Source organism: Dietzia sp. WMMA184 (genome assembly GCF_002441635.1).
Classification (GTDB): Bacteria; Actinomycetota; Actinomycetes; order Mycobacteriales; family Mycobacteriaceae; genus Dietzia; species Dietzia kunjamensis.
On the sequence record NZ_NXEI01000004.1, the window covers coordinates 1 to 23,458 of the forward strand.

Below are 23,458 nucleotides of genomic sequence, written 5' to 3' on the forward strand. Positions count from 1 at the left end.
GATCCTCTGTTACCAGGCATGGAGCTACTGGGTATTCCGGCACCGCGTCACACCCGGATGATCCCCGAGCCACACGTGGTTCTGCCGGCGATTCTGCGGGCCGAGACCGGCGGGCGCTAAGCCTGGATCCACCGATGAGATGAACTTCTAGCGCGGTGTGGGAACGCGAGAATGCCCTTCTGAACTGGCAAGATACGACTTGCTTAAGGTCCGTATCGCCAATTCAAGAAGGGCATCCCGCAGATGCAACTATCTCACACTCTGCCCGTAAGCTTCGCGACGTTCGATGAGCCCAACCTCGTGTCGGGCGCCGGCCTCGTGCCGCTGATGAAACTCGCCGACCGGGCGGGCCTGCACCGGCTCGGTGACGAGCATCTGAGCGTGCCCACCGACAAGGGCTCCAACGGTGGAGTGAAACTGGCCTCGCTCGTGGCCGGGATGGCCGCAGGCGCGGATAGCATCGACGACATGGCCCTGCTGCGCCACGGGGCGATGGGCACACTCTTCGACCGCCCGTACGCCCCTTCGACGCTGGGATCGTTCCTGCGGCAGTTCACCTTCGGCCACGTCCGCCAAACCGATGCGATCGCCTCGCGGTTCGTGCGCGCACTGGCCGAACACACCGGACTGCTCGGTCATGAGTCGGACACCGGGACGGTGATGGTCGATATCGACGACACGATCGTGGAGGTCTACGGACACGCCAAGCAGGGCGCCTCGTTCGGCTACTCCGGGGTACGTGGCCTGAACGCGCTGCTGGCCACGGTCTCCACCGAGCAGGCTGCTCCGGTGATCGCCGCTCAACGGCTGCGCAAGGGCTCTGCCGGGTCCCCGCGAGGGGCTGCCCGGCTGGCCACCGACACGCTGGCACTGATCCGCCGCACCCACCTTCACGGCCGTGACGTGCTGGTCCGAGGCGATTCGGCGTTCTACTCCCACAGCATGGTCACCGCCTGCCTGGCCGCCGGAGCCGAGGTCTCGGTCACCGTACGCATGGACCCGGCGGTCAAACGTGCCATCGCCACCATCGACGACGACGCGTGGACCACGATCAACTACACCGACGCGATCTTCGACGAACACACCAACCGTTGGATCTCCCGCGCCGAAGTCGCCGAGGTCGACTTCACCGCATTCACCTCGAAGCCCAAGAACGACCAGGTGCCGGGTCGGCTCGTGGTGCGCCGTATCCCCGACCTGAATCCCAAGGCTGCAAGTGGGCAGGCGAGCCTGTTCGATACCTGGCGGTTCCATGCGTTCTTCACCACTACATCCGTAGAGCAGTACGACACAGTGGCGGCCGACAAGACCCACCGCGCACACGCGATCATCGAGAACGTCCACGCTGACCTGAAAGCCTCCGCGCTGGCGCACCTGCCCTCGGGCGTGTTCAACGCCAACGCCGCCTGGCTGACCTGCGCCGTCATGGCGTTCAACCTCACCCGCGCCGCCGCCACCCTGACCACAAGCTCGAGCCTGGCACGCGCGACGACCGCGACGATCCGCCGCAAACTCATCAACATCCCGGCCCGGATCGCCTCCTCAGCCCGGCGGCTCCGACTCCATCTACCCGAAAGCTGGCCATGGCAAACAGCCTGGCAGGCGCTCTACGACACCGTCTTCTCCCCGCGCCGGCCCAACGTGCCGATCTGACTCCCAACTCCAGCACCTACGACCAGGAACCAAAGTGGAAAGCCGGGCAGACCGGCGGACCTCACACGCCCTCCATACGGTCACGACCCACGACCATGCCAGCGACCGCCCCGGCTACTTCATCGGTGAATTGAGGCTAAGAGACTCGTTCCACCGATGTCGAGCGTGAGGGCGGTGTGACTCTCGGTCTGCCGGTCGAGGGGTTTTGGGCGTGCGGGATCGGCCGGTCGGGTCCGGCTCGTCCACTTGAGGTTCTCCGGTAGTGCGGGCGGGTTGGTGAGATCAGGGCGCGGCTGCTGAGGCTGGCAATAGCACTCGGTAGCGGGAACACTCCAGACCACGAGGTGGACAAGACAGTGATGGGGCCGCTGCACAAGCTCCTATAAGGTCCCACTCTATGGGGCACTATCACCGCTGATACCGTTCACCTTCTTTGCGCTGCGGTTTCCGCCTGGTGCGACCGGTCCGCAGTGCCAGTTTCACCTCACGTTTGAGGCCGCCCCGGGCTTGGAAGTACAGCGCTTGGTAGATCGTTTCGTGGCTCACCCGCATGCTTTCGTCGTCGGGGTGATCCCGGCGCAGACGATTGGAGACCTGTTCCGGGGACAGCTTTCGGAACAGACCTTCCTCGACCGCTGCCCTCAGGACCGCGTTCGTCACCAGTTTGGCCTGCTTGGGCCGTGACCTGGCCACGGCAGCAGCTCGATCGGCCTGGTACGGCAGATGCCGGCCGGTGCTGCTGTGCCGGCGGACCTCCCTCGAGACCGTGGAGACGTTTTTGCCGATTCGTGCCGCGATCGTGCGAAGCGAGTCCTTAACCACGAGACCGTCGGCGATGGCAACCCGGTCCTCGATCGACAAGTAGCGGTCACTAACCGCGGGACTGACGACAGCTTCACAGATCGCACTGGTCACCGTCTGTGTGTAGCCGGATTCGCGCCGGTAGTCCACAACCCTGCCATCAGGGTGGACTCGCGTGTCGCCGACCTTGCGGATGCCTTTGCGTCAGTCACGGCCGGTACGCGGGTGCACGCCCACCTCGCGGGCAGCTCGCGCTGTCGACCAGCCTTGCACCACTAGCTCATCGAAGCGCCGTTTGGCCTCGCTCTTGCCTCGCGGACGGATTTTCTCGCTGGGCACCAGACCCTGATCGACCAGGATCGCTGCGTCCTTCACCGATGTGCCGCCGTCGACGAGCCTGGCGAGCTCGTCGCCGAACCGAGCACAGTCCTGCTGAAACGACATGATCGCCGCAACCTCTCGTTGAGAGTGTTGCGACGATCACGTGAACCCGCCCGGCCGGCGGGGCTTTGCTTCTGTGAGGATAGCGATTTTAGAACAGTCGCGGTGTCGGTGAGGGCAGAGTTTCTCCGGCCGCTTGTGCGTAGGCGATGGGGTCCCAGCCGCCCGCGAGGGCGGCACGGACGGCGAGGGACCGCTCGACACGAGTGCGTCCATCGGTCGGGGCGCGGTGTGCGCCGGCGCGACCGAGCGAGACGGCATAGCGCAGATTCGCTCTTTGGGTGGAGACGATGACGTGCTCCTGGTCGACGCGAACGCACAACGGCTCATTGCACCGATGCTCACCAATCGCGCATACGGAATCCTCCCCGTAGGCCCCGGTGATTCACGGGGATCTGCGGATCGCTGGGCGAAAATAGACCGAAGTGCTTCCTGAACAGGGGAAACTGGGACTTGTCTAAGGTTCCATGTTCTCCAGCAGAAAGCACTCGGTAGGTGAAGCGTACTTCGTGGTCGGCCGGTCTGTCCGTTACTGCTGATGGTGTCGGGGTGATCGCCCACGCCGGGGCCATCGCGCCTCGACTTCTGGCTGATCAGGTCGGTCTGACCGCCGAGCTGTCAGGGGCCATGGCTCGCCGACAATTTATCCCGATCCACGACCGCGGCCGTGTGCTGATCGATACCGCGGTGATGCTCGCCGATGGCGGCGAGTCCATCTCCGACATCGGCGTCCTGCGCCACCAGTCCGGGGCCCTGGGCCCAGTGGCGTCGGCGCCGACGGTGTGGCGCACGCTCGATGAGGTCACTGCCGGCAAGCGCAAGAAGATCCAGGTCGCGCGTGCCCGCACCCGGCGGCACGTGTGGTCGCACCTGCCCGGCGGGGTGCCCGCATCGGCGTGTGCGGGGCGGGATCTGGGATCGACGGTCGTGCTCGATGTGGATGCCACCATCGTGGTCACCCACAGCGAGAAGGAACATGCAGCTCCGACGTATAAGCGCACGTTCGGCTACCACCCGATCGGCGTGTGGTGCGACAACACAGAAGAGTTTCTCGCCGCGAGCTTGCGCCCGGGCAATGCTGGCTCCAACACCGCTGCCGACCACATCGACGTCCTGGGCCAGGCAATCGCGCAGATCCCCGCTGCTCACCGGCGTGACCTGCTGATCCGCTCGGACGGCGCCGGCGCCTCTCACGACCTGTTGGATTGGATCACCGAGCAGAACCGCGTCCGTGGTCGACGGGTGGAGTACTCGGTCGGGTTCTCCATCACCGCCCCGATTCGCCGGGCCATCGTGACCTGCCCCGAGGCCGCGTGGGGACCAGCGCTCAATCCCTCCGGTGACATCCGGGACGGGGCCGAGGTTGCCGAGCTGACCGGATTTCTCGCTCCCGGGATGCTCGCCAAGTGGCCAGACGGGATGCGGGTCATCGTCCGCCGCGAACGACCCCACCCCGGCGCCCAGTTGTCGATGTTCGAGGAGATCGACGGGTGGCGCTACCAGGCGTTTGCCACCAACACCACCACCGGGCAACTGCAGTTTCTTGAAGCACGGCATCGGGCGCACGCCCGGGTAGAGGACCGGATCCGTCACGCCAAGGACACCGGTCTTGGCCGTCTGCCCTCACGCGAGTTCGCGCTCAACCAGGCCTGGTTGGTGGCGGTGATGCTCGCCGCAGATCTGGTGGCGTGGACACGGATGCTGGCCTGTACCGGCGAGGCTGCGGTTCTGGCCTTGTGCGAGCCCAAAGCGCTGCGCTACCGCTTCCTGCACGTCGCAGCCCGGCTGACCCGTAGCGGCCGGCGACGCCGGGTGAAGATCCCCGAAACGTGGCCCTGGGCCACCGCCATCGTCGCCGCGTTCAACAAGATCGCCGCGATCCCCAAACCAGCCTGATCTCACCTGCCCGCCCTCGACATCACCACCCGGAGACCCGCCCACCGGCAGCGCCAGCCGGCACCCCCGCACGCCCTTACGCGAAAACAAGCCCGCCGTCACCCGACAGCAGCAGTCACACCGGCCCGTGAATCAGCGGGGCTAGACCGACTGATCAACTCAAGACCGGATCCGAGCTGGGTCTGCTCGGCGTGGGGATCGTCGAGGGTGTCGGTGACGTACATTCCCAGGCCTGCCGGTGGGAGGCTGGCTCCAAGATCGGCGAGTAGGTCGGTGGCTCGTAGTTCGGCGACGGCGAATGGGCCCGTCTGGAGCTCGAATCCCACAATCCGCTCGGCGAGCTGGCTTACTGCCCCCGCAACGGCTCCCTGCCCGTCTCGCTCGGCCACTCGGGCCGCGACGTGCTCGATGATCGTGTGTAGGAATGTGCCCGTGCCCATCGCGGGGTCGGCCACGACCACATCCGGGTCTGCGAATCCTGCGGTTCTACCCAATCGTGTTTCGAGTACTTCTTCGGTGAGGCGGACCATTTGCTCGACCACTTCACGTGGTGTGTAGTACGAGCCGGATTTTTGCCGCAGCTGCGGGTCGTAGACGTCGAGGAAGGTTTCGTACAGGTGGAGATAGGTGTCGCGGCGGCCGGCGCGGACCTTCGGCCACTGCACGGCGTCGATGACACGCACCAGGAGGTCGATGGTGACCTTGAAGTCAGCTGCGACGTAGTCAGTCAGCAGCTGAAGCGCCCGGGCCATGAGGGAGTGCTGTCCCGCCAATTTCGTGCCCACTGCGTGCAGGCCGCCGGCATCGGCGAGTGTGATGCCTTCGGTTCGGGCAAGGAGGAGGGCAAACGTGACGGTCTGCGCGTAGCCGTCGGCGAAGGTCGCGTCGTCAGCGGTCGGAAATAGCAGGTGTCGCCAGTCCCTGGCGAGTCCATGGAATGGCTGATCTTCGCGTCGAGCTCCTGCCTTGATCTTGCGCTGCTCGGTGGCGAGCTGGTCCAAGACTTCACCGCGCAGAAGTCGAGTCAGCGGCGCGATAGCCCGAACAAGAGCGATCACGCTGGTGATGGGCGCTGGCTCCCACCGCAGGAAGTCGGTCAGGAACTGCTCGAACTCTGCGGGCGCGGAAAGCTCCGCTCCAGCCGTGCGGAGCGGCCCGCCGGCAAGGTGTATCGGATCTCCGACCGGCTCGCTATCTCGGTAGAGCCGCCATTCCGTGCCATTGGTGTAGATCAGGTTCGGCAGGTCCTTCTGCCTCGTCCACTGTCTGAGGTTGTGGCCTCGCATGGAGTCCGGGTCCAAGTTGGCACCAGGCTTCTTGACTTCGACGTACCCAGTGATCGCACCGCCGACGCTGATCGCGTAGTCGGGACGAACTCCACGGTCGTCGTCGCGGACCTCGTCGTGTGGGACCACATCCAAGGAAAGGTGCTCGCCAGCGGCGGCGAGTAGCTGTTCGATCGGAGCCCGGATCGCTGCTTCTGCCTCACCCGGACCGGCCAACTTGGCTTTGCAACGCTGCCCGAACTCCGAAACAGCAGTAGTGAGCCAAGGCGATGACACGTGAGCAACCTTTCAGGATGCAAGCGGTGGGGTTGCTCCGATTGTCCTTCATTCCCCGTCGGGAAGTTCGTGGACGCACCGCTAGAGACTGCCTATTCTCGCGCAACGACTGGGCTTAGAGTATTCGCCGAGCCTGACAGTCGAAAATGCTATATTTCTCTTGTTGCGGATTCGTGCGCTCAAAAACCCGGTCACAGACCGGGTTTTCGTCATTTCGCCCGCCGCAACCTGCTGGCCATGACGCTGGCAGTCCGCGCCTAGGCGCAATTCAGGTCGCTGGCCAATACCTGGCCGCGGCACTCAGCCTGGCAATCGGCCAGGTGTGGCATCTCTCCACCATGACGGGAGGTTGCGATATGCAGGTTCTCGACATCGTCGACAAGCTGGACCTCGCGGCCGTCCTGCTCCTTGGGGCCGGGCACTTTGTGCTCCGCCTCCTTCCCTTGATCTCGGATCGCGTTAACGCACGCGCCATCCGACTGATTGAGGCGAAGAAGAAGCAGGACGACTAGGAAAAATCGCACCTAACACTCTCGTAGGGAGAAGTCTGCCGTTCTAATGTTGTCGTCGTTTACATTGCGGCCAAGTCGAAGGCGTGCTGCCGGCGCGCGTCTAAGATGCCCCAGATGGGCTTCTCTGACCGCAAGGCGTCGATTGTCGCCGAGGCGTACCGCCGAACGAAGAGTCACGTCGCCTACCTCGACGAGTCCTATCAGGCGCCGGACCCGATAGAGCACCACCGCAAGACGTTCTACCTCTTCACCGCGGTTGTTGTTGCTCAAGATGACATGGACGAGTTGCGTGGAGGGCTTCTCGAGATTGCGGGCTCGCCGCACTGGCACACCACCGAGGCTCTGCTCACGGCAGGAGGGCGACGGGCCACTGAGGACATGCTCGGGTATCTCGCTGACGGGAAGGAGACCTGCGTGATTGCCCATCAGGTGTCCGTAGACCCTGTCGACCATGATGCAGAAGACGCTCGTCGCGCCTGCTATCGATCGTTAGCGGAAGAACTCGCCGCTGGCCGAGCCGGCAGTTGGAGCCCTATAGAGTTGCTCATCCTCGAAGAGCGCAACCAGAGCAACTTCCGGAATAAGGATGACAAGAACCACAAAGAACTGATCCGCGAAAATCGAGTCCCACGAAACACGCGACTCCTGCAGACCTCTCCAAGTGCCGAGCGGCTGCTGTGGCTTCCAGATCTCGTGTCATCCGCGTTCCGCCGAACCATCACTCACACAGACGGAACCGACGAGATCTTCGAGATCGTGAAGCCTCAAGTGCATTTTCTTGAGGCCGGGGACTAGATGAGGTGTAAAAAAAGAGCAGCCCCTGGCTGCCGTAGCTACACCTAGGGGCCTGGCCGACTGTCGGGGCGTAAGCCCAGAGGGCCGACTCATTGCTCACCTGTATGTTATCCAAACTGCGGAGCATTGTCACGTCGTCGTTCGCACGCACTCCTGAGCCAGTTGCGTCCGGCGTTCACTACTGAGGAACTACCTCAGTTCCCGTGCGTCCGCCGGAGTCGCGCATCTGGCGGGACCTATCGGCGTTTGTGCGGAAAGTGTGAGCTTCCGGAGCACTCCACCGCCACCTGGCGCCGGAGACATCCGCCAGATAGCGGTTCGGTTCACATCGTCGGCACGTGAGGCTCCGCCTCGTCCCTTTTGGGTACACCGGTGCGGGACTCCCTGGTGCGCGCAGTTCCGGCTGTTTCGCAGGGTCGGGTCGCGCGTTTTGATCCCGGTTCCTCTGGGGTCCAGGGTTCAGGCAGCGGCTCTGTCATTGGCCGGCCGGGTGCCCGGATGCTGTTGATTCCTCGAGGTGGGGAATGGGCCGGCTCGGCGGGGGTCCGCTTCCGGCGGCGTGTGGTGCGGTAGAAAAAGCAGAACCCCGGCCGTGTGATCGGCCCTCCGAAGAGGACTACAGGGACGGTTCCGGGGTGTTCAGCACTGATATTACATGGCGGAGGTGGGCGTGGCCAGCACGAGCAGTTGGGCGTTCTATGAGCGCCACTTTGCCCGGTCGCGGTTGCAGCACTACCTCGTGCACACCGGAGGCAACGAGGTGGCGGCGATGGAGCTGTATCGGTGGAACGCCGCGATCTCTGGCGCCTTTTGGCAGTCGTTGGCCTACTTCGAAGTAGCGTTTCGCAACGCTCTGGATGAACGCATGAGCGAGCGTCACGCGCTTCTTGGGCGTTCGGGCCACTGGGTGTTCGACGATGCTCGTGAATTGGGACGTGATGCCATCGGGCCGGGTAAGCATCGTCAGCCGTACAAGGACATTGCCGAGAGCATTGGCCGGGTGAAGAGGAACCGCAAGCCGCTCAGCGCCGGCCAGATCATCTCAGAGCTTCCGTTCGGGTTCTGGCACCAGATGGTCTCCCGGCGCCAGATGTTCCTCTGGCCGGATGTCGCTGGTGCGTTCGCCTATGCGCCCAGGCGTGACCAAGCGACGATCCAGGATCCGGTGAAACGGTTGCGCGAGTTCCGAAACCGGATCGGCCACCATCACCGGGTGTGGTCAGAGGATATCCAGTCGCGTTACGACGATCTGCTGAGCGTGGCTGGCTACTTGGACCCTGATCTGGAGAGATTCATCGACGAGCGGAGCCAGGTGCCTGGTCTGCTCACGTGGCAGATCTGATTCGCCGCATCGGGTGCGCGCTCATCGATGTGGGTCACTGGCCGGGGCTGGCGGGGGAGATGTAGCGGTACCACCAAGGTGCGAGTGAACCCCCGATGGGTCGGCCGAGTTCGGCGGCGGTGCAGCCGCCGGTGACGTGCGTCTGTCGAAGGCGGTCAGTGCCGCTTTCAGAAGTTGTCAGCACGGATATCGGAAGTCGTCATCACGACCGGTCGAGGGGACCGACTCGGGTTGTAGCGGTTCGCGTCGATGCTGTGGTCAGGTTTCGTCTCGGGCGCGGCGCAGTGTCGCGTACATTGCCGAGCGGGATAGGCCACTGATTTCGCATAGCTGATTGGCGGAGTAGTCGCCGGATTCGTAGTCCGCGAGCAAGCGTTTGCGCTGCAGGGCAGATAGCTTGGGCTGTTTGCCTTTGAGTCGGCCGGCCTTTTTCGCCTCGGCCATGCCTTCACGGGTTCTGGCGCGGATGAGGTCGGATTCGAACTCGGCCATCAGCGACAGCATGCCGAAGAACAGCTTGCCCGTCGGGTCGGCTGGATCGTGGATCGATCCGCCGATGCTCAGCCGGGTCCCTTTCGCCTGGAGTTCGTCGGCGATGGCGCGAAGGTCCACGGCGCTTCGGCCGAGGCGGTCGAGTTTGGTCACGATCAGGGTGTCGAACTCGCGGCACGCGGCCAGCGCCTCACGCAGTCCGGGGCGGTCGCGGTTGCGGCCGGTGAACCCGCGGTCGGTGTAGATCTTTGTCGACGCCGAGGCGTGTGAGGGCTGTGCGTTGCGCACGCAGATCTTGGCCCTGGGTTGAGCATCGGGCGTACCCGACGAGCATTCCGTCCATCACAGAACGGTAGGCCGTCAAGGGCAGCCTATGCCGGACCAACATGCAGGACGGTTAACCAGCACGATTTTTCATGCCTCCCGCGCAGGCCACGTTCAAGCCTGGCCCGCACTTTGTTGTGCTGGTGGGGGATCGTCAAACAGGACACCGGTCGGAGTGAGGTAGGAGCAATGTCAGGGGTCATCCTGTTGCTCTGGGTCGTGGACGTCGACACCTGCACGTACGCCAGTTCAATGCTCCGAAAGTTGGACCCGGACGGCCGAGGTGGGCCTCGAATAGTGGGCTCTACATGTGGGGCGCATTTCCGGGCCGCCATCGATAGGGGACCGGGTTTGACGGAAACCGTCCCAGAACCAAGGAACTGGGACGGTTGTTGGAGGTCGATGTATGAGAGTGGGCGACATCTGATCCGGCTGGCCATTGGGGGGCCAGGCTCCGAGGAGGTCTACAGGACGTGGGCCAGGGGCTGGCGTTGGCACGCACACAATCTCCCGCGACTCACCCGGGTCAGGGCAGTAGGTTCCAGTACTGTTTTCGGGCGGGCATGGCGTGGATTATCAGCTGCTCACCACTTTTGAAGATGAGCACAATGGTCTCGAGCAAGCGGGCGCGCGTGTCGAAGCCCAGTGGCAGTTCACGATGCGGCCAGTCATCGTCTGCAAGGGGTTCGATCCACTGGGGCCAGTCGGCTGTCTGGATCGCGTCCTCGGGCTTGACGCCGTGTTTGAGTGCGCTGTTGTGGACCTTCACGCAGCAAAATTTGCCAGGGCGCGTCGGATCGCTTCCGAGCGTGACAGGTGCTCTTTAGTGGCCATCTTGTCCAGCACTTCGAGTTCCTCGGCGGTGAGGCGTACGGCTACGACCTGCATCGGTTCAGCGCCGCGACCGGGACGTCCGCGTCCGCGTCGTTTCAATTCTTCGACGTCATAACCGGCTTCAGCTTCGTCTGCCCACTCCTGGATCTGTTCGTCTGTGACCATGCGCAAATCGTATAACGAAAATAGTTGGGAGGGTAGTTGATCAGGGGCGTGAGCGTAGGGGAGTGGTTCGCTGCGAGTGTCAGGCCGAGCTCGTCGGTGTCCTGCCGAGAAGGTTTCATGAGGCGCCGGATGTCGCTATCGGCTCAAGAGATGCCATCGGTGTTGGCGTTCGCCGTTTTGTGGCGGCGTTCTATCGACGCTCTGTGGCGGCCTCCGCTCCCGGCGATGCGGACGAGGGCAGGGCCGGCGAACGTTCCGTAAGCCGATCGGCTACAGGGTCCTTCGTCCGCCTGGGGATACCTGCCCTATACCCTGGATGTGTGTCCTCTTTGAGTTCTGCTCCTGCATCGACGACTCCGGTTGGCCAATTGCGGGCGCGGGGACGTGGCCGCCTGGTTGACCGGCTGACCTGGGGTGTAGCGGTCGCCAACCTGATCGCTCAGATTGGGATCATCGTAACCGGTGGGGCCGTGCGCCTGACTGGTTCGGGGCTCGGTTGCTCCGAGTGGCCGGTGTGTGAGCCGGGAGCGTTCACGCCGCAGTTCCATGCGGCGATGACGTTCCACCCGATCATCGAGTTCGGCAACCGCATGCTGGGCGTCGTCGTCGGCGTCATCGCGCTGGCTATGCTCGTTGCGGTCTACCGACGTGAGCCGACATCCTCACGTTCACCTGCCGTCAAGCGGTTGGCCTGGCTGATCCTCATTGGCGTCGGCCTCCAGGGGTTCATCGGCGGCATCACCGTCTGGGTGGACCTGCACCCGGCGATCGTTGGCTCGCACATGCTCATCTCACTGGCGCTGGTGGCGGTGTCGACCTACCTGCTGGTCTGCTTGCGTAGTCCTGATGGCCAGGCCGTCCCTGTCTCCTCGCCGTCCGCCCGCGTCCTGGGGCTCGCGATGAGCACCGTCGGCGTGCTTCTTCTCGTACTCGGGGTGGTCACTACTGGCGCCGGCCCGCACTCCGGGGATGCCACCGAGCCTTACCGCTGGGCACTGGACCCGGCGTTCGTCTCGCGCCTACACGCGCTAGCTGTGTGGGTCTTCGTGGGGCTCGTCGTCGTCGGGCTTCTCCTCGCCCGGCGAGAGCAGAACCAACGGGCAGTGCGGGCGTGGGGATGGCTGCTGGCGATCACGCTGGCGCAAGGTGCGGTCGGATACGTCCAGTACTTCACCGGACTGCCCGAGCTGCTCGTCGGGATCCATATGCTCGGCTCGGCACTCACCGTCGTGACTCTGGTGTTCGCGGTGAGCTCGCTGTCCACACGCGAACCCGCACCCTCATCACGGCTTACCCCATACGACGACACTCTGGCCGCGCTTGCCGCTGTCGGCCAGACGACGACGGGCGTACACGCAGAGGACGCGCTGACGACGGACACGCCGACGGTGGACAGCCGGCCCGCCGGCCCCGCGGAGTGATCCCGGTCCTGCTCCGGCTGGCGGGGGCGGCTGCGGCCGGCGCGCTGCTGGCCGCCTCGTTCCCTCCGGTCGGTCTGTGGTGGGCGGCGCTCCTCGCGATCGCCCTCCTCGTCGTCGTCCTCTCCCCGGTGCGCGGGACGGCGCCCCGCGCGCGGACGGGCGCCCTCCTGGGGTTCGTGGCGGGGTTGATGTTCTTCCTCCTCCTGGTCCCGTGGGTCGGCCTGTACGTGGGGGCCTACGCCGCCTGGGGTCTGTCCCTGGTCGAGGCGCTGTACCTCGCCGCCTTCGGTGCCGGGGCGGTGCCGGTCCTGCGGACGGGCCTCGCACCCGGGCGCCGGGCCGGACTGCGTGCGACTGGCGCGGTCCTCGGCGTGGCCGGCTGGTGGTCGGTCTGGGAGTGGGTCCGCTCCTCCTGGCCGTGGGGCGGCTTCCCGTGGGGGCGGCTGGCGTTCGGTCAGGCCGACGGCCCGCTCCTGCCCCTGGCCTCGCTCGGCGGGGCCCCGCTGCTCGGGTTCGCCGTAACCTCGCTCGGCGCGGCCCTCGGGATCGCGTGCCTGCTCCTCGCCCGCAGGGACCGACCTCTCCGGGCGGTGGCCGCGCTGGTGTCCGTCCCAGCGGTCACGGCCGGCCTCGTCGCCGGCGGCGCAGTCACCGCTTCGGCGGCCCTCTCGACCGGCTCGTCCGCCGTCGAGGTCGCCGTCATCCAGGGCAACGTCCCCCGGCTGGGCCTGGACTTCAACGCCCAGCGTCGCGCGGTCCTCGAGAACCACCTAAGCGTGACGGCCGGGTACGCCGACGAGGTCGAGGCCGGCCTCCGCGCGCGACCCCGGTTCGTCGTGTGGCCCGAGAACGCCTCGGACATCTCCCCGCTGGCCGACCGACGTGCGGGCGCCCAGATCAGCGCGCTGTCCCGGCGGCTGGGGGCGCCGATCCTCGTGGGCACCGTCCTGCCGACCGGGGACGGGCCCGAGACCACCAACTCGTACCTGGTCTGGGACGGCAGCTCCGTAGACCCCGCCGCAGACCCGGTCGTCGACCGTCACGACAAGAGGTACATCCAGCCATTCGGCGAATGGCTCCCGCTACGCGAACCGCTGGAGAAACTGTTCCCCATCGCGCGCAGTGCCGGCCACTTCATCCCCGGAGACGGCGACGGACTCGTCACCGCGGCTGGAGTGGGCCTGGGCGTGGCGATCTGCTTCGAGATCGCGTTCGACGCCGCCGCCCGCGAACCGGTGGCCCGGGGCGCCCAGATCCTCACCGTGCCCACCAATAACGCCACCTTCGGCCGGTCGCCCATGACGTACCAGCAGCTCGCCATGTCCCGGGTGCGGGCCGTGGAACACCGCATCCCCGTCCTCATCGCCGCCACCAGCGGGGTGAGTGCGGTGATCGGGCCCGACGGCCGGGTCCGGCAGGAGACCGGCATCTTCGAGCCCGCGGTGCTGGCCGCGCAGGTCGAGGTGGGGGCGGCCGGTACGCTGGCAACCCGACTGGGCGGCATCCCACAGGCGGTGTGCTGTCTCATCGGGCTCGCCGGGCTGGCCTGGGCGCTCATCCGTGCCCGGCGGCGGCTCGGAAAAGACTTCGAGGAGATGTAAGTGACCGATCCGTTGACGCCCGCCGGTGGTGTCCCGTCCGCGCGGACGCTGGTGATCATCCGACCTACGACGAGCGGGAGAACCTCCCGGGGGTCGTGGAGCGGCTGCTCGCCGCGGCTCCGGACGTGTCGGTCCTCATCGCGGACGACAACAGTCCCGACGGCACGGGGGAGGTAGCGGACCGGCTCGCCGCCGAGGACACGCGGAGGCGGATCACAGTCATGCACCGCGCCGGCAAGAACGGGCTGGGCGCCGCCGTGAAGTGCCCCCAGCGCTGGCCGAATCCGGAGGTCAGCGAACCGCTGGTCGGTATCGCTGCCTGCGGACGACGCGCGGTCTCCTCGGTGAGTGCGAGTCAGTTGGTGCTTGGCCCTTGCTGTAGTGCCTTCTCGGCGCGCAGTTCGGCACCTTCGTCTGCCGTGGCGCGGTGGGCATAGTGTCGCGTTTGTCTGCTGCTGGAATGCCATCTGCGGCCGAGGATGAGGAGTACGACGAACAGCATCGCCTCGCCCGCGGCCAAGGCGATGGCACTACTGACTTGCTGAGCGTGAAGAAGGTCAGGGATCCACGGCAGGTTGAGATCGCTGTACCAGGACTCGGCGAGGATCGTTTGCGAGTTGATCAGCATGATCCCGAAGAGGATGTGAACTGGCATTGAACCGAGGAGCACGAAGAACTTGGTGCGAGGAGTCACAGGCTTTGGGGCGGTGGCCGGGGTCGGCACCGTGCTTTCTGAACCTTTCCGTAATCAGAGTGCGTCGAAGCGACTTAGCGAGACATCGAATGTGGCTTCCGGCCCATGAGGCAGACGCGCGCCCGGGCCGACAACCATTGTCTCGTAAATCTGTAGGTTGTTAAGGCGATGCCGCAACAGTTCAGCAGACGCTGTATAGTTCAGCAAATGCTGACTCTTGTCTCTCGTGTGGATGTGATGAACCGGTTAGGGCGGGCGATGGCCGACCCGACACGGTCCCGGATACTGCTGACCTTGCTACAGCAGCCGACCTACCCGGCGGAGCTGGCCCGGGACTTGGAGCTGACACGGTCGAACGTGTCGAACCATCTGGCATGCCTGCGCGACTGCGGGATCGTTGTCGCCGTGCCCGAAGGTCGCCAGACCCGGTACGAGATCGCAGATCCGCACTTGGCGCGGTCGCTGTCCTCCTTGGTCGAGGTCACCCTCGCGGTCAACGAAAACGCCCCCTGCTTGGAGCCCGGCTGCTCAGTGCCGGGTTGTCGCGCCACGGAGGTGCAGGCGTGATCCTGTCCTCGGCCCTGCAGGCGATCGGCCTGTTCATTGCCACCAATATCGACGACATTATCGTCCTGTCGCTGTTCTTCGCCCGCGGCGCCGGCCAACGCGGCACCACCGCACGCATCCTGGTCGGCCAGTACCTCGGCTTCATCGGCATCCTCGGCGCCGCAGTGCTCGTCTCCCTGGGCGCGGGAGCCTTCCTGCCCCCGCAGGCCATCCCTTACTTCGGGCTGATCCCACTCGGCTTGGGACTGTGGGCCGCGTGGCAGGCCTGGCGCGGGGATGATGATGACGACGACGCAAAGATCGAGGGCAAGAACGTCGCCGTGTGGACCGTGGCCGGCGTAACCTTCGCCAACGGTGGAGACAACATCGGCGTCTACGTCCCCGTCTTTCTCAACGTGGGCCCGGGAGCCGTAGTCGCCTACTGCGTCGTGTTCCTAGTGCTGGTGGCAGGACTGGTGGGCCTGGCAAGGTTCGTCGCCACCCGCCGGCCGATCGCTGAAGTCCTGGAGCGCTGGGAGCACATCCTGTTCCCGATTGTCTTAATCGGCCTAGGCGCCTTCATTTTGATCAGCGGCGGAGCATTCGGACTCTGACAGTGCTGACGCAGCGCCCCTGATTGGCTCTCCCCGCTCAATCTCGTACAAGTATTGCGGCCCCTTAATCGCCTGCGCGTGATATTATCGCTCAATGGCGATTAAAGGGGTCCCGGAGGAGTTGGTCGGCGAGCCCTTCCAGCCGGTTGATTGCGGGGCGTACGCGGCGCTGTTCCATGCTTTGGCAGAGCCGACGCGGTTGGCGATTCTTGAGCACTTGGGCAGCGGCGAGCACAGGGTGCGGGATGTGGTTGATCACATGCACTTGGCTCAGTCCACGGTGAGCAAGCATCTTGCCTGTCTTCGGGACTGCGGGCTTGTGACTGTTCGGATCGAAGGTAGGGCTTCCTGGTTCTCGCTGGCGGACCCAACTCGGTTGGAAGCCCTGATCGAGTCTGCAGCGGCGCTCCTGAGCGCATCAGGGACCACGCTTTCGCTGCGCGAGCACCGCGATCTCCATGATCGCGATGCGGCTCAGTGGACCGAGACTGTCATGCGAGTGCCCCAATTGTCGCAGCCATCCACCAGTCGAGGAAAGGTCTGAAACCACTATGAGTGCTGGACACAGTCACGGACCGAGTTCGGAGGAAGCCGCGTCGGCACCGGACTTCCGTAGAAAGCTCGGCATTGCCTTCGCGCTGGTCTTCTCCATCGTCGTTGCTCAGGGTGTCGGCGCCTGGATCACCGGCAGCCTGGCGCTGCTCGTTGATGTCGTCCACTCATTGACTGATTCCATCGGGCTGCTCGTCGCGCTGGTCGCGGCGGTACTGATGGTTCGTCCCTCAAACAAGCGGCGAACCTGGGGTTTTCGCCGCATCGAGGTCTTGGCGGCCCTCGGCCAGGCACTGCTCCTGGCCGGCGTCAGCGTCTACGCCCTTGTCGAAGCAGTCCAGCGCTGGAGCAACCCTCCAGAAGTCGCGGGTGCAGAGTTGCTGATTTTCGGCGTCGTCGCGTTGGCTCTCAATATCGCTGCCGCACTCGTGCTCGCGTCCAGCCGCGGCGCGAACTTCAACATGCGCGCCGCGTTCCTGGAAGTCCTCATGGACGCGCTGGGAACGCTGGCGGTCATCGTCTCAGCCGTGCTCATCATGACCACCGGGTTTCAGCGTGCCGACACCATCGCCGCTGTCGCTATAGCGCTCATGATCATTCCCCGGGCTTTCCTTCTGGTTCGAGAAACTACCCACGTCCTCATGGAGTTCACCCCGGCTGGCCTCGACCTCGACCGGGTCCGAGCGCACATCCTTGCGATCGACCACGTGCGGGAGGTCCACGACCTCCACGCCTCGACTGTCGCCACCGGTCTTCCCACACTGTCTGCCCATGTCGTTCTTGACGATGAGTGCTTCGAGGACGGTCATGCCCCGGAGATCCTCGATACCGTGCGGCACTGTGTGGCCGAGCATTTCCACATCGAGCACACCACCTTCCAGCTTGAGACCCAGCACCACCGAGATCACGAACCCCCGGTCGCGCGGCACCCCTGAAGTACGGGAGATAGGGAACCGAGCACGGGTATATGCGCCGACGTCTTGAAGATGCATGATCTAACTCAGTGGAGCCCGCCCGGCCGGCTTCGCCTTGGTGGATGAAGACCTGGTCGGCGCTTGCCCGAGTTCGGTGATCACCGAGCCGGTCAGTATGGTCAGCCACGGTGGGGGTCCTCGAAGGGAAGATGTTGGCATGGCGAGACTGTCCATAAGGCCTAGAGCAGTGCGCGGTCGCCGAAACCGCACTTCCTGCAAGTCCATCGGAACAGTAGCCGCAGCCATAGTCGGCATGCTGACGCTGACAAGCTGCGCGACCGGAGCTGACGCTGTCGCTACCGGCGAGACGTTCGACTTCGTCAGCCCGAATGGCCAGTTGGAGATTTTCTACGACCCTCCGGAGGAGCGTAGGAAGATCGCGCCGATGTCTGGGCCGAACCTGCTCGACCCCGAGATGACCGTGGCCGTCGGTGATTATCCCGGCGATGTGGTGCTGATCAACCTGTGGGGCCAATGGTGTGGGCCGTGCCGAGCGGAGATCGACGATCTACAACGCTTGCAGGACAAGTACGAATCCCGAGGGTTCACCAATGTCGGCGTCAATTTGCGTGACCCGAATCGCGACAAACCCGTTGACTTCGTCAAGGACAACGGGGTCACCTATCCCTCGATCTGGGACCCGTCCCAGGCTGCGGTCGCGGCACTGGACGGTTTTCCCACGTCGGTGGTGCCGGCGACACTGATCCTCGATAAGCAACATCGGGTGGCTGCGGTGTTTCTAGCGGAGATCACTGATTATCAGTTGGAGCCGCTCATCGAGAGGCTGCTCGCGGAGCCGGTCGGGAGCGACGCTTGATGAGCACGGTGTTGCTCGCGCAGTCCATTGGTGAGGCCTTTCAGGCCGCCCATGCCAGATTCGCCCACGATGAGAGTCGCTGTGCGCGATACCCGGCCACGTCGAGGGTCCCATCGGGTGCCGCAGGTGTGAAGAACACCGCGAACATCGCGGTGCCCACCGCGACTGCGCAGAGCAATTCGGCGACTACCCGTGTGGCAGGTAGCCCGGCAGTGGTGAGGATCCCAGGGTCGGGAATACCCAAAAGGACCAGGGCCTGGGCTGTTGATAATCCGGACAGCATGACCGCTAGAGCGGCACCGATGACGAGCAGGACCAGAATGACCGGCCAGACAGGTCGGCGCACGCTCGCCAGAGGAGAACTCATGGGCTCATCATAGAAAGCTCAACCCCGAGAACCGGAATGGACGAAGGGGGATCGCGACCAAGGGGGTCCTGCTGTCGGCGGAGCCAGGGAAATTAGCGGGGCCCGCCGAGGCCGTCGCCAACCAGGCTTCGGGTTGCACCTCGAAGGCCCCGGAGTCGTTCGAGGTCAATCGAGAGGTCGATGGGTAGCCGCCTGGCGGGACACGGCGACGGAAAGGAAAGGTTCGGTCAGCACATTGAGGCAGCAGCACTCAATAATCGAGACGGTTACCTTGTCGCAGATGGCGCCGTCGTTCCGCGTCGAACCTGGTGCCGTAGCGATCGCGAACAGTCTTCTCGATGAGGCGCTCATGCGAGATGGGTCCGCTGGCGGTAGTAGCAACGGGACGGCCTGATGCGTCGGTAGCAGTATTGTCACCGTCGTCGGTCCGCCCCTGGGGGCCCTCGCCGGCGTCGTTTTCGAGGTCGATGCCATCGGCACGGTTGCGGCGGCGCTCTCGGATGTCGCTCCACAGGAAGTACCCGAAGCCAACTGGTGCTAGGACCCCGAACGCGAGCCACTGCAACCCATAGGACAGGTAGCTGCCCGCCTCGATGGACGGCGTCGGCACCGGCTCGAGCGACCCGGGTTGGTTTCCGGGGAGTTGGAGGTGATGCGGCACGAGGTCGAGGCCCACAAGCGGACCTATTGCGGAGGTTTCGACATTGCGCACCATGTGTCGACCATGCAAAACGATGGGCTCTGCTGGCGCATCGGTAGCCATTCGGAGCCTGGCGGTGATGGTCACGGGATCAGCCGGTACCGCAGGGTAGTCCGGCACCGAATTGTTCTCGCCGACTGGAACCCACCCGCGATTGATGAGAAGGTCAGTGCCCTTCTCGGTTCGAAAGGCGGCGAAGACCTGGTACACGGCTTTACCGTCGACCGCTCGTTGGCGTAGTAGAACTTCTGCCTCCGGAAGGTAGCGGCCAGTCGTCGTCACGAGGTGCCACTCGGACTGCTCCAGCGGAGTGTTGCCAGTCGTCAGCTCCGCCAGCGGCACCGGATCGGCCTCGATGCTCTCACGGAGTTGTGAGTTGCGTGCCTGTAGATCCTCATTCTTGCCCAACTGCCACGGTGCAAGCAGCGTGAAACACGCGTACACAAAAAGCGCGACGGCGATAACGGCGATCAGCCATCCCGACGTGATCGCACGAAAGAACCTCTGCACGCCGTTCACGGTAGACCCGGGACCAAAGCGGTCAATATCTGGGACCTCCGGTTCGCCGAGACCGCCGCGGTGGGCGCATCCGTCAGATGATGACACCGTTCGTCGCAAGCCACGACACCGAGTCGATCCACTGGCCGGCGGGGTTCTGCACGCCCAGGTGCAGATGCGGGCCGGTCGAGTCACCCCGGTTGCCGACTTCGCCGATCACCTGGCCGGCAGTGACCCGCTCGCCCACGGACACGTAGTTGGCGTTGTTGTGGCCGTACTCCAGGAGGTAGCCGTCGTCAGTCTGGATGCGGATCCACAGCCCATAGCCGGCGGCGGGCCCGGAAGCCACGACAGTGCCAGACTTGGCCGCGTACAAGGGAGTACCGATTGGAGCGCCGAAGTCGGTGCCACTGTGGTTGGAGCCCCACCGGGGGCCAAAGCTCGAAGTGACAACACCGTCGGTCGGCTTGTGTGCGTCGACGCTGCCAGGCAGCTGCAAAGAACCGAGCCCGAGCTGATCTAGCCCGGGAATCTGGCTGGCGTACGCGCGGACCTGCTCGGCCCCGATGCCGTGCTGAGCGCCGACCTCCTGGACCATCTGTCCGACCTGGTCGAGATCAGACGATTGGGCGGAGGCGGTAGGCGTGGCGCTCAGTGCTGCACCGCTAGCAATCGCCGCGCCGGCCAGGGTGGTGGCAGCCATGCGGCCGATTCCCGCAGAGTGGCGGGCCCGATGCCGGCCGGCAGGGGACGCAGTGGTCTCGACACCGAGCGAGACCATGAGATCGGCGAACGGTACAGCCCGCGAAGAGTTCGACATGCTGATTCCTTTGACGTGGTGATGCTTCCGGCTGGCCGCGGGCGGTCTCCGATTACTCTCGAAACGGTAACAGTTTCATATCGTCTTGTCTTGCGCGATCTCCGGAGACTTGAAACATCGCAGGTCAAACCGTTGCTGGTCCGTGCGCTACGGTCGATCTGGCCATACGTCTTGGTGGCCAGGCGACAACGGGCTCGGGTAGACGTCCGTCCGAAGAACGTATGAGGGAGTGGAATAAGGGGGCTCGTACAGTGGGGACACAGACAAAACTGCAGCTGAGAGCTCGGGGATCGGGCCGAGCATGGCTGTTGGGCCCGGCCCTAGTCGCGGGTGTGGCCTACCTTGACCCTGGAAATGTTGCCGTCAACATGTCTGCCGGGGCTCAGTTCGGGTACTTGTTGGTATGGGTGCTTGTTGCGGCGAACGCAGCGGCGTGGCTGGTCCAGTACCTTTCGGCCAAGCTCGGGTTGGTTACTGGGTCGAGCATGGCTGAGCTTCTCGGTCAGCGCATCGCCAACCGGGCATGGCGTGTCCTGTATGGGTTGCAGGCCCAATGCGTCGCGATCGCTACCGATGTCGCTGAAGTCATCGGGGGCGCCGTCGCGCTGTGGATCTTGTTCGATGTCCCCCTTGTTGCCGGTGCTGTTATCACGGGAGTCATCTCCACAGGGCTTCTCTTGCTGCAAGCTCAACGTGGAGCAAGAACGTTTGAGTTCGCGATTATCGGCCTTATGCTCGTGATCGTCATCGGGTTCTGTTACGGCCTGTTCATTGCTCCGCCCGAGCCTGGTGCAGTACTAGGTGGCATGATCCCCCGCTTCGACGGCGCCCAATCGGTGTTGCTGGCAGCAAGTATTCTCGGGGCAACGGTCATGCCGCACGCAATCTACGCGCACTCCTCACTCGCCCGTGACAGGTTCGGTACAGAGAGGACCTACCCGCTTTCCCGGTTAATCAGGGCAACCCGGGTAGATGTGACTATCGCGTTGACGATCGCCGGGTCAGTGAACCTAGTGATGCTGCTTGTGGCGGCATCGGTGCTCCCCGGAGTGGCGGGCACTGAGACTATTGAAGGGGCTCACGCTGCGATCGAGAACACCCTCGGCACGACAGCCAGTCTTATGTTCGCAATCGCGCTATTGGCTTCAGGGCTCGCATCAACTGCCGTTGGCGCCTACGCGGGCAGCGACATCATGGGGGGCCTGTTTCGTACCCGGATGAAACTCCTCACCCGCAGGCTCATCACCATTATCCCATCCATTATTGTGCTAGCAGCCGGGGTTGATCCCACGTACGCGCTGATTCTGAGCCAGGTAATTCTGTCGTTTGGCATCCCGTTTGCGCTGGTGCCATTGGTGTGGCTCACTTCCCGAAAATCCCTCATGGGCGCCTCGGTCAATGCGCGCGAAACAACATTACTGGGCTGGGCGATCGCTGCTGTAATCATTGCTTTGAATGTCGCGCTGGTGGCTCTCGAGACGGGAATTGCCTGAGTTACACCACCCTATGGTGCACCATAGTTGCTGCGGCATGTTGCACCGTCCGGAGGGGCTCCGCGTGGTGCGAACGCGTGGTATGAAACACGAGTCTCGACAACGGTCCGCAGGTGGCGACCTGCTCCACCATTCCGTCATTTCCCTGCGGTCAAGGTGGCGCAAGCAACGAAGCGCAGGCCCGAGATCCACCCACGCGCAGGTCGCGCTGGGGTTGACCGATACGAATGTGGGGAACGGTTCGGTGGGGTACAGAGTTCGCACAATCTACAACTCGGCACCGTTAGCTTGTCATAAGATAAATTATCGGCGTTAACATGCCCGCTGGTTGGAGGGTCTTTGATGTCGCATGGCGGCAAGGGTGATCATCGACGTACTTCGTGCGACTCGTTCGGTCTGAGCCTTAGTTGGCGGCGGAGTAGGCGTCCATGACGTCGGCGGGGATGCGTCCGCGGTCGGAGACGTCGTAGCCGTTGGCCCTGGCCCATTCGCGAATGGCCTTGGTGTCGGCGGAGGGGGTCTTGGTGGTGGCCTTGCGCGCGGTCTTGGCGTTCTTTCCTGTCACGCGGTGGCCGGCCTCGAGGTACGGCGTGATGGCGTCGCGAAATGCCTGGGCATTGTCGTCGCTGAGGTCGATTGAATACTCCTTGCCCTCGAAAGCGAACGAGATGGTGTTCGCGTGCTCTCCGAGATCGGTCCCGTCGATGTCGTCGAGGTACCTGACCTGAAACTTTTGAGCCATCGCTGATCCTTCGTGTTTCGGTGTTGTGTTCTGTGCAGGGTTGCAGGATGCGCCCGGGCGCGAAAGCGAAACGCGGGCACATGTCCTTTTCGCTGCCGACCAGCTCGCGGATGGAAAGGGCAGAGGAGTTCTAGCTTGTGGGGGCGCTTTATCCGTAGTGGTAGCGGCAGGTGGCGATACGGACTTCGGTGTCGGTGACTTTGTAGACGAGTCGGTGCTCGTCGGTGATGCGTCTGGACCAGTATCCGGCGAAGTCGTATTTGAGGGGTTCGGGTTTGCCGATTCCCTCGTTGCCATTGCGGGTGATGTCCTGCAGGAGCAGGTTGATGCGCTTGAGGATCTTGCGGTCCTGTTGTTGCCACCAGAGGTAGTCCTGCCAGGCGTTGTCGTCCCAGACGAGTAGCACGTCAGTCGGCGTCGAGCAGGTCGCGCGCCTGTCCGCGGCCGGACTCGAGCCGCTCCATCGCATCGAGCAGACGTCGGGCGTTAGCCGGTGATCGCATGAGGTGGGCGGTCTCGCGCAGGGACTCATAGTCGTCAAGGGAGACCATCACCACCGGCTCGTGGCCGGCGCGGGTGATGATGACCTCTTCGCGGTCGTTGGTGACCCCGTCGAGGACCTCGGCGTAGCGGGCCCGGGACTCGGTGTAGCTCATCGTCTTCATCTCAACCCCTCCTGTACGCAAAAGCGTACAGGATGCGGAGTCGGTGCTCCATTGTGGCTACCCGCGTGCGGCGCCTGTGTGCAAAAGCCCGGCCGGATGCCCGGCGCGGGCCTGCCGGTGGCCACGCCGGCCCGTCG

General features: G+C 64.2%; 25 protein-coding genes and 2 pseudogenes. 14 read left to right on the forward strand and 13 right to left on the reverse strand.

Annotation, left to right across the window (positions count from 1 at the left end; translation table 11 throughout):
- Window positions 1-243: 243 nt before the first annotated feature.
- Entirely contained in the window at window positions 244-1,653 is a 1,410-nt protein-coding gene (locus tag CK206_RS18310) for an IS1380 family transposase (protein ID WP_069389547.1), read from the forward strand.
- A gap of 408 nt (window positions 1,654-2,061) precedes the next feature.
- Here the strand turns inward: CK206_RS18310 and CK206_RS20540 are convergent, their stop codons facing one another.
- Together CK206_RS20540 and CK206_RS20545 are read right to left on the reverse strand one after the other, a co-directional pair.
- On the reverse strand, window positions 2,062-2,568 hold the full coding sequence (locus CK206_RS20540; protein ID WP_254050716.1) for a helix-turn-helix domain-containing protein: 507 nt from the start codon (window positions 2,566-2,568) through the stop codon (window positions 2,062-2,064).
- 90 nt (window positions 2,569-2,658) lie between these two features.
- Window positions 2,659-2,898: a hypothetical protein gene (locus CK206_RS20545; protein ID WP_254050717.1), complete on the reverse strand. Its 240-nt coding sequence runs from the start codon at window positions 2,896-2,898 to the stop codon at window positions 2,659-2,661.
- 492 nt (window positions 2,899-3,390) lie between these two features.
- On the opposite strand from CK206_RS20545, the gene CK206_RS18325 reads away from it, so the two are divergent.
- A complete protein-coding gene (locus CK206_RS18325; protein WP_096905723.1) occupies window positions 3,391-4,791 on the forward strand; it encodes an IS1380 family transposase in 1,401 nt (466 codons plus the stop codon).
- 98 nt (window positions 4,792-4,889) lie between these two features.
- On the opposite strand, the gene CK206_RS18330 is transcribed toward CK206_RS18325, so the two are convergent.
- On the reverse strand, window positions 4,890-6,353 hold the full coding sequence (locus CK206_RS18330; RefSeq protein ID WP_096907566.1) for an N-6 DNA methylase: 1,464 nt from the start codon (window positions 6,351-6,353) through the stop codon (window positions 4,890-4,892).
- A 356-nt stretch (window positions 6,354-6,709) separates the two neighbouring features.
- Between CK206_RS18330 and CK206_RS19950 the strand changes: the two genes are divergently transcribed.
- From CK206_RS19950 to CK206_RS18340, 3 genes are all read left to right on the forward strand, one after another.
- On the forward strand, window positions 6,710-6,865 hold the full coding sequence (locus CK206_RS19950; protein ID WP_159981229.1) for a hypothetical protein: 156 nt from the start codon (window positions 6,710-6,712) through the stop codon (window positions 6,863-6,865).
- 114 nt (window positions 6,866-6,979) lie between these two features.
- Window positions 6,980-7,660: a hypothetical protein gene (locus CK206_RS18335; RefSeq protein WP_096907633.1), complete on the forward strand. Its 681-nt coding sequence runs from the start codon at window positions 6,980-6,982 to the stop codon at window positions 7,658-7,660.
- Window positions 7,661-8,330: 670 nt separating this feature from the next.
- On the forward strand, window positions 8,331-9,002 hold the full coding sequence (locus CK206_RS18340) for an Abi family protein (RefSeq protein WP_159981232.1): 672 nt from the start codon (window positions 8,331-8,333) through the stop codon (window positions 9,000-9,002).
- Window positions 9,003-9,260: 258 nt separating this feature from the next.
- Here the strand turns inward: CK206_RS18340 and CK206_RS18345 are convergent.
- The 3 genes and pseudogenes from CK206_RS18345 to CK206_RS18355 form a co-directional block, all read right to left on the reverse strand.
- Window positions 9,261-9,837 (reverse strand): annotated as a pseudogene (locus CK206_RS18345) (recombinase family protein).
- Window positions 9,838-10,344: 507 nt separating this feature from the next.
- Window positions 10,345-10,587 (reverse strand): toxin, encoded by a 243-nt coding sequence (locus CK206_RS18350; RefSeq protein ID WP_096907568.1) that lies wholly within the window; start codon window positions 10,585-10,587, stop codon window positions 10,345-10,347.
- Window positions 10,584-10,817: a ribbon-helix-helix protein, CopG family gene (locus tag CK206_RS18355; RefSeq protein ID WP_096907569.1), complete on the reverse strand. Its 234-nt coding sequence runs from the start codon at window positions 10,815-10,817 to the stop codon at window positions 10,584-10,586. The genes CK206_RS18350 and CK206_RS18355 overlap by 4 nt, the downstream gene beginning before the upstream one ends.
- A 320-nt stretch (window positions 10,818-11,137) precedes the next feature.
- On the opposite strand from CK206_RS18355, the gene CK206_RS20550 reads away from it, so the two are divergent.
- The 3 genes and pseudogenes from CK206_RS20550 to CK206_RS18370 form a co-directional block, all read left to right on the forward strand.
- A complete protein-coding gene (locus tag CK206_RS20550; RefSeq protein ID WP_096907570.1) occupies window positions 11,138-12,238 on the forward strand; it encodes a heme A synthase in 1,101 nt (366 codons plus the stop codon).
- Window positions 12,235-13,839 carry an apolipoprotein N-acyltransferase gene (gene lnt / locus CK206_RS18365; RefSeq protein WP_173674860.1) on the forward strand — a complete coding sequence of 535 codons (1,605 nt, stop codon included), beginning with the start codon at window positions 12,235-12,237 and terminating at the stop codon, window positions 13,837-13,839. The genes CK206_RS20550 and lnt overlap by 4 nt, the downstream gene beginning before the upstream one ends.
- A pseudogene (locus CK206_RS18370) lies at window positions 13,840-14,100 on the forward strand (glycosyltransferase); the annotation flags it as partial.
- Window positions 14,101-14,194: 94 nt separating this feature from the next.
- On the opposite strand, the gene CK206_RS18375 reads toward CK206_RS18370, so the two are convergent.
- A complete protein-coding gene (locus CK206_RS18375; RefSeq protein WP_096907572.1) occupies window positions 14,195-14,563 on the reverse strand; it encodes a cytochrome c oxidase assembly protein in 369 nt (122 codons plus the stop codon).
- Window positions 14,564-14,740: 177 nt separating this feature from the next.
- On the opposite strand from CK206_RS18375, the gene CK206_RS18380 reads away from it, so the two are divergent.
- The 5 genes from CK206_RS18380 to CK206_RS18400 all read left to right on the forward strand — a co-directional run bounded on the left by CK206_RS18380 (window position 14,741) and on the right by CK206_RS18400 (window position 18,036).
- A complete protein-coding gene (locus CK206_RS18380) occupies window positions 14,741-15,100 on the forward strand; it encodes a helix-turn-helix transcriptional regulator (protein WP_096907634.1) in 360 nt (119 codons plus the stop codon).
- Window positions 15,097-15,693: a cadmium resistance transporter gene (locus tag CK206_RS18385; protein ID WP_096907573.1), complete on the forward strand. Its 597-nt coding sequence runs from the start codon at window positions 15,097-15,099 to the stop codon at window positions 15,691-15,693. Before CK206_RS18380 ends, CK206_RS18385 begins: the two co-directional genes overlap by 4 nt.
- 94 nt (window positions 15,694-15,787) lie before the next feature.
- Complete coding sequence (locus CK206_RS18390; protein WP_096907574.1) at window positions 15,788-16,237, forward strand: helix-turn-helix transcriptional regulator; 450 nt, start codon at window positions 15,788-15,790, stop codon at window positions 16,235-16,237.
- A gap of 7 nt (window positions 16,238-16,244) precedes the next feature.
- On the forward strand, window positions 16,245-17,180 hold the full coding sequence (locus CK206_RS18395) for a cation diffusion facilitator family transporter (RefSeq protein WP_061917639.1): 936 nt from the start codon (window positions 16,245-16,247) through the stop codon (window positions 17,178-17,180).
- A gap of 292 nt (window positions 17,181-17,472) precedes the next feature.
- Window positions 17,473-18,036 carry a TlpA disulfide reductase family protein gene (locus CK206_RS18400; RefSeq protein ID WP_096907575.1) on the forward strand — a complete coding sequence of 188 codons (564 nt, stop codon included), beginning with the start codon at window positions 17,473-17,475 and terminating at the stop codon, window positions 18,034-18,036.
- A 40-nt stretch (window positions 18,037-18,076) separates the two neighbouring features.
- Here CK206_RS18400 and CK206_RS19760 read toward each other — a convergent pair whose 3' ends face one another.
- The 3 genes from CK206_RS19760 to CK206_RS18410 all read right to left on the reverse strand — a co-directional run bounded on the left by CK206_RS19760 (window position 18,077) and on the right by CK206_RS18410 (window position 20,421).
- Window positions 18,077-18,403, reverse strand: a complete 327-nt coding sequence (locus CK206_RS19760) for a hypothetical protein (protein WP_143337783.1) — start codon at window positions 18,401-18,403, stop codon at window positions 18,077-18,079.
- 250 nt (window positions 18,404-18,653) lie between these two features.
- On the reverse strand, window positions 18,654-19,613 hold the full coding sequence (locus CK206_RS18405) for an SURF1 family protein (RefSeq protein WP_061917734.1): 960 nt from the start codon (window positions 19,611-19,613) through the stop codon (window positions 18,654-18,656).
- Between the two features lie 82 nt (window positions 19,614-19,695).
- The gene (locus CK206_RS18410; protein ID WP_061917731.1) at window positions 19,696-20,421 is read right to left on the reverse strand and encodes a M23 family metallopeptidase; all 726 of its coding nucleotides are present in this window, start codon (window positions 20,419-20,421) and stop codon (window positions 19,696-19,698) included.
- A gap of 221 nt (window positions 20,422-20,642) precedes the next feature.
- Between CK206_RS18410 and CK206_RS18415 the strand changes: the two genes are divergently transcribed.
- Window positions 20,643-21,914: an Nramp family divalent metal transporter gene (locus CK206_RS18415; RefSeq protein WP_070720780.1), complete on the forward strand. Its 1,272-nt coding sequence runs from the start codon at window positions 20,643-20,645 to the stop codon at window positions 21,912-21,914.
- A 403-nt stretch (window positions 21,915-22,317) separates the two neighbouring features.
- Here the strand turns inward: CK206_RS18415 and CK206_RS18420 are convergent, their stop codons facing one another.
- The 3 genes from CK206_RS18420 to CK206_RS18430 form a co-directional block, all read right to left on the reverse strand.
- A complete protein-coding gene (locus CK206_RS18420) occupies window positions 22,318-22,656 on the reverse strand; it encodes an Lsr2 family protein (RefSeq protein WP_096907576.1) in 339 nt (112 codons plus the stop codon).
- A 148-nt stretch (window positions 22,657-22,804) separates the two neighbouring features.
- A complete protein-coding gene (locus CK206_RS18425; protein WP_061228632.1) occupies window positions 22,805-23,062 on the reverse strand; it encodes a Txe/YoeB family addiction module toxin in 258 nt (85 codons plus the stop codon).
- A gap of 1 nt (window position 23,063) precedes the next feature.
- A complete protein-coding gene (locus CK206_RS18430) occupies window positions 23,064-23,321 on the reverse strand; it encodes a type II toxin-antitoxin system Phd/YefM family antitoxin (protein WP_017836490.1) in 258 nt (85 codons plus the stop codon).
- Window positions 23,322-23,458 lie beyond the last annotated feature (137 nt).

What these genes read in the sequence shown, in the direction of transcription:
- CK206_RS18335 (WP_096907633.1), top strand. Translation starts at nt 6,980, where the DNA reads ATGGGCTTCTCTGACCGCAAGGCGTCGATTGTCGCCGAGGCGTACCGC.
- CK206_RS18395 (WP_061917639.1), top strand. Translation starts at nt 16,245, where the DNA reads ATGAGTGCTGGACACAGTCACGGACCGAGTTCGGAGGAAGCCGCGTCG.
- CK206_RS18380 (WP_096907634.1), top strand. Translation starts at nt 14,741, where the DNA reads ATGCTGACTCTTGTCTCTCGTGTGGATGTGATGAACCGGTTAGGGCGG.
- CK206_RS18420 (WP_096907576.1), bottom strand. Translation starts at nt 22,656, where the DNA reads ATGGCTCAAAAGTTTCAGGTCAGGTACCTCGACGACATCGACGGGACC.
- CK206_RS18355 (WP_096907569.1), bottom strand. Translation starts at nt 10,817, where the DNA reads ATGGTCACAGACGAACAGATCCAGGAGTGGGCAGACGAAGCTGAAGCC.
- CK206_RS18400 (WP_096907575.1), top strand. Translation starts at nt 17,473, where the DNA reads ATGCTGACGCTGACAAGCTGCGCGACCGGAGCTGACGCTGTCGCTACC.
- CK206_RS18390 (WP_096907574.1), top strand. Translation starts at nt 15,788, where the DNA reads ATGGCGATTAAAGGGGTCCCGGAGGAGTTGGTCGGCGAGCCCTTCCAG.
- CK206_RS18310 (WP_069389547.1), top strand. Translation starts at nt 244, where the DNA reads ATGCAACTATCTCACACTCTGCCCGTAAGCTTCGCGACGTTCGATGAG.
- CK206_RS19760 (WP_143337783.1), bottom strand. Translation starts at nt 18,403, where the DNA reads ATGAGTTCTCCTCTGGCGAGCGTGCGCCGACCTGTCTGGCCGGTCATT.
- CK206_RS20545 (WP_254050717.1), bottom strand. Translation starts at nt 2,898, where the DNA reads ATGTCGTTTCAGCAGGACTGTGCTCGGTTCGGCGACGAGCTCGCCAGG.
- CK206_RS18410 (WP_061917731.1), bottom strand. Translation starts at nt 20,421, where the DNA reads ATGTCGAACTCTTCGCGGGCTGTACCGTTCGCCGATCTCATGGTCTCG.
- CK206_RS18415 (WP_070720780.1), top strand. Translation starts at nt 20,643, where the DNA reads ATGAGGGAGTGGAATAAGGGGGCTCGTACAGTGGGGACACAGACAAAA.
- CK206_RS19950 (WP_159981229.1), top strand. Translation starts at nt 6,710, where the DNA reads ATGCAGGTTCTCGACATCGTCGACAAGCTGGACCTCGCGGCCGTCCTG.
- CK206_RS18430 (WP_017836490.1), bottom strand. Translation starts at nt 23,321, where the DNA reads ATGAAGACGATGAGCTACACCGAGTCCCGGGCCCGCTACGCCGAGGTC.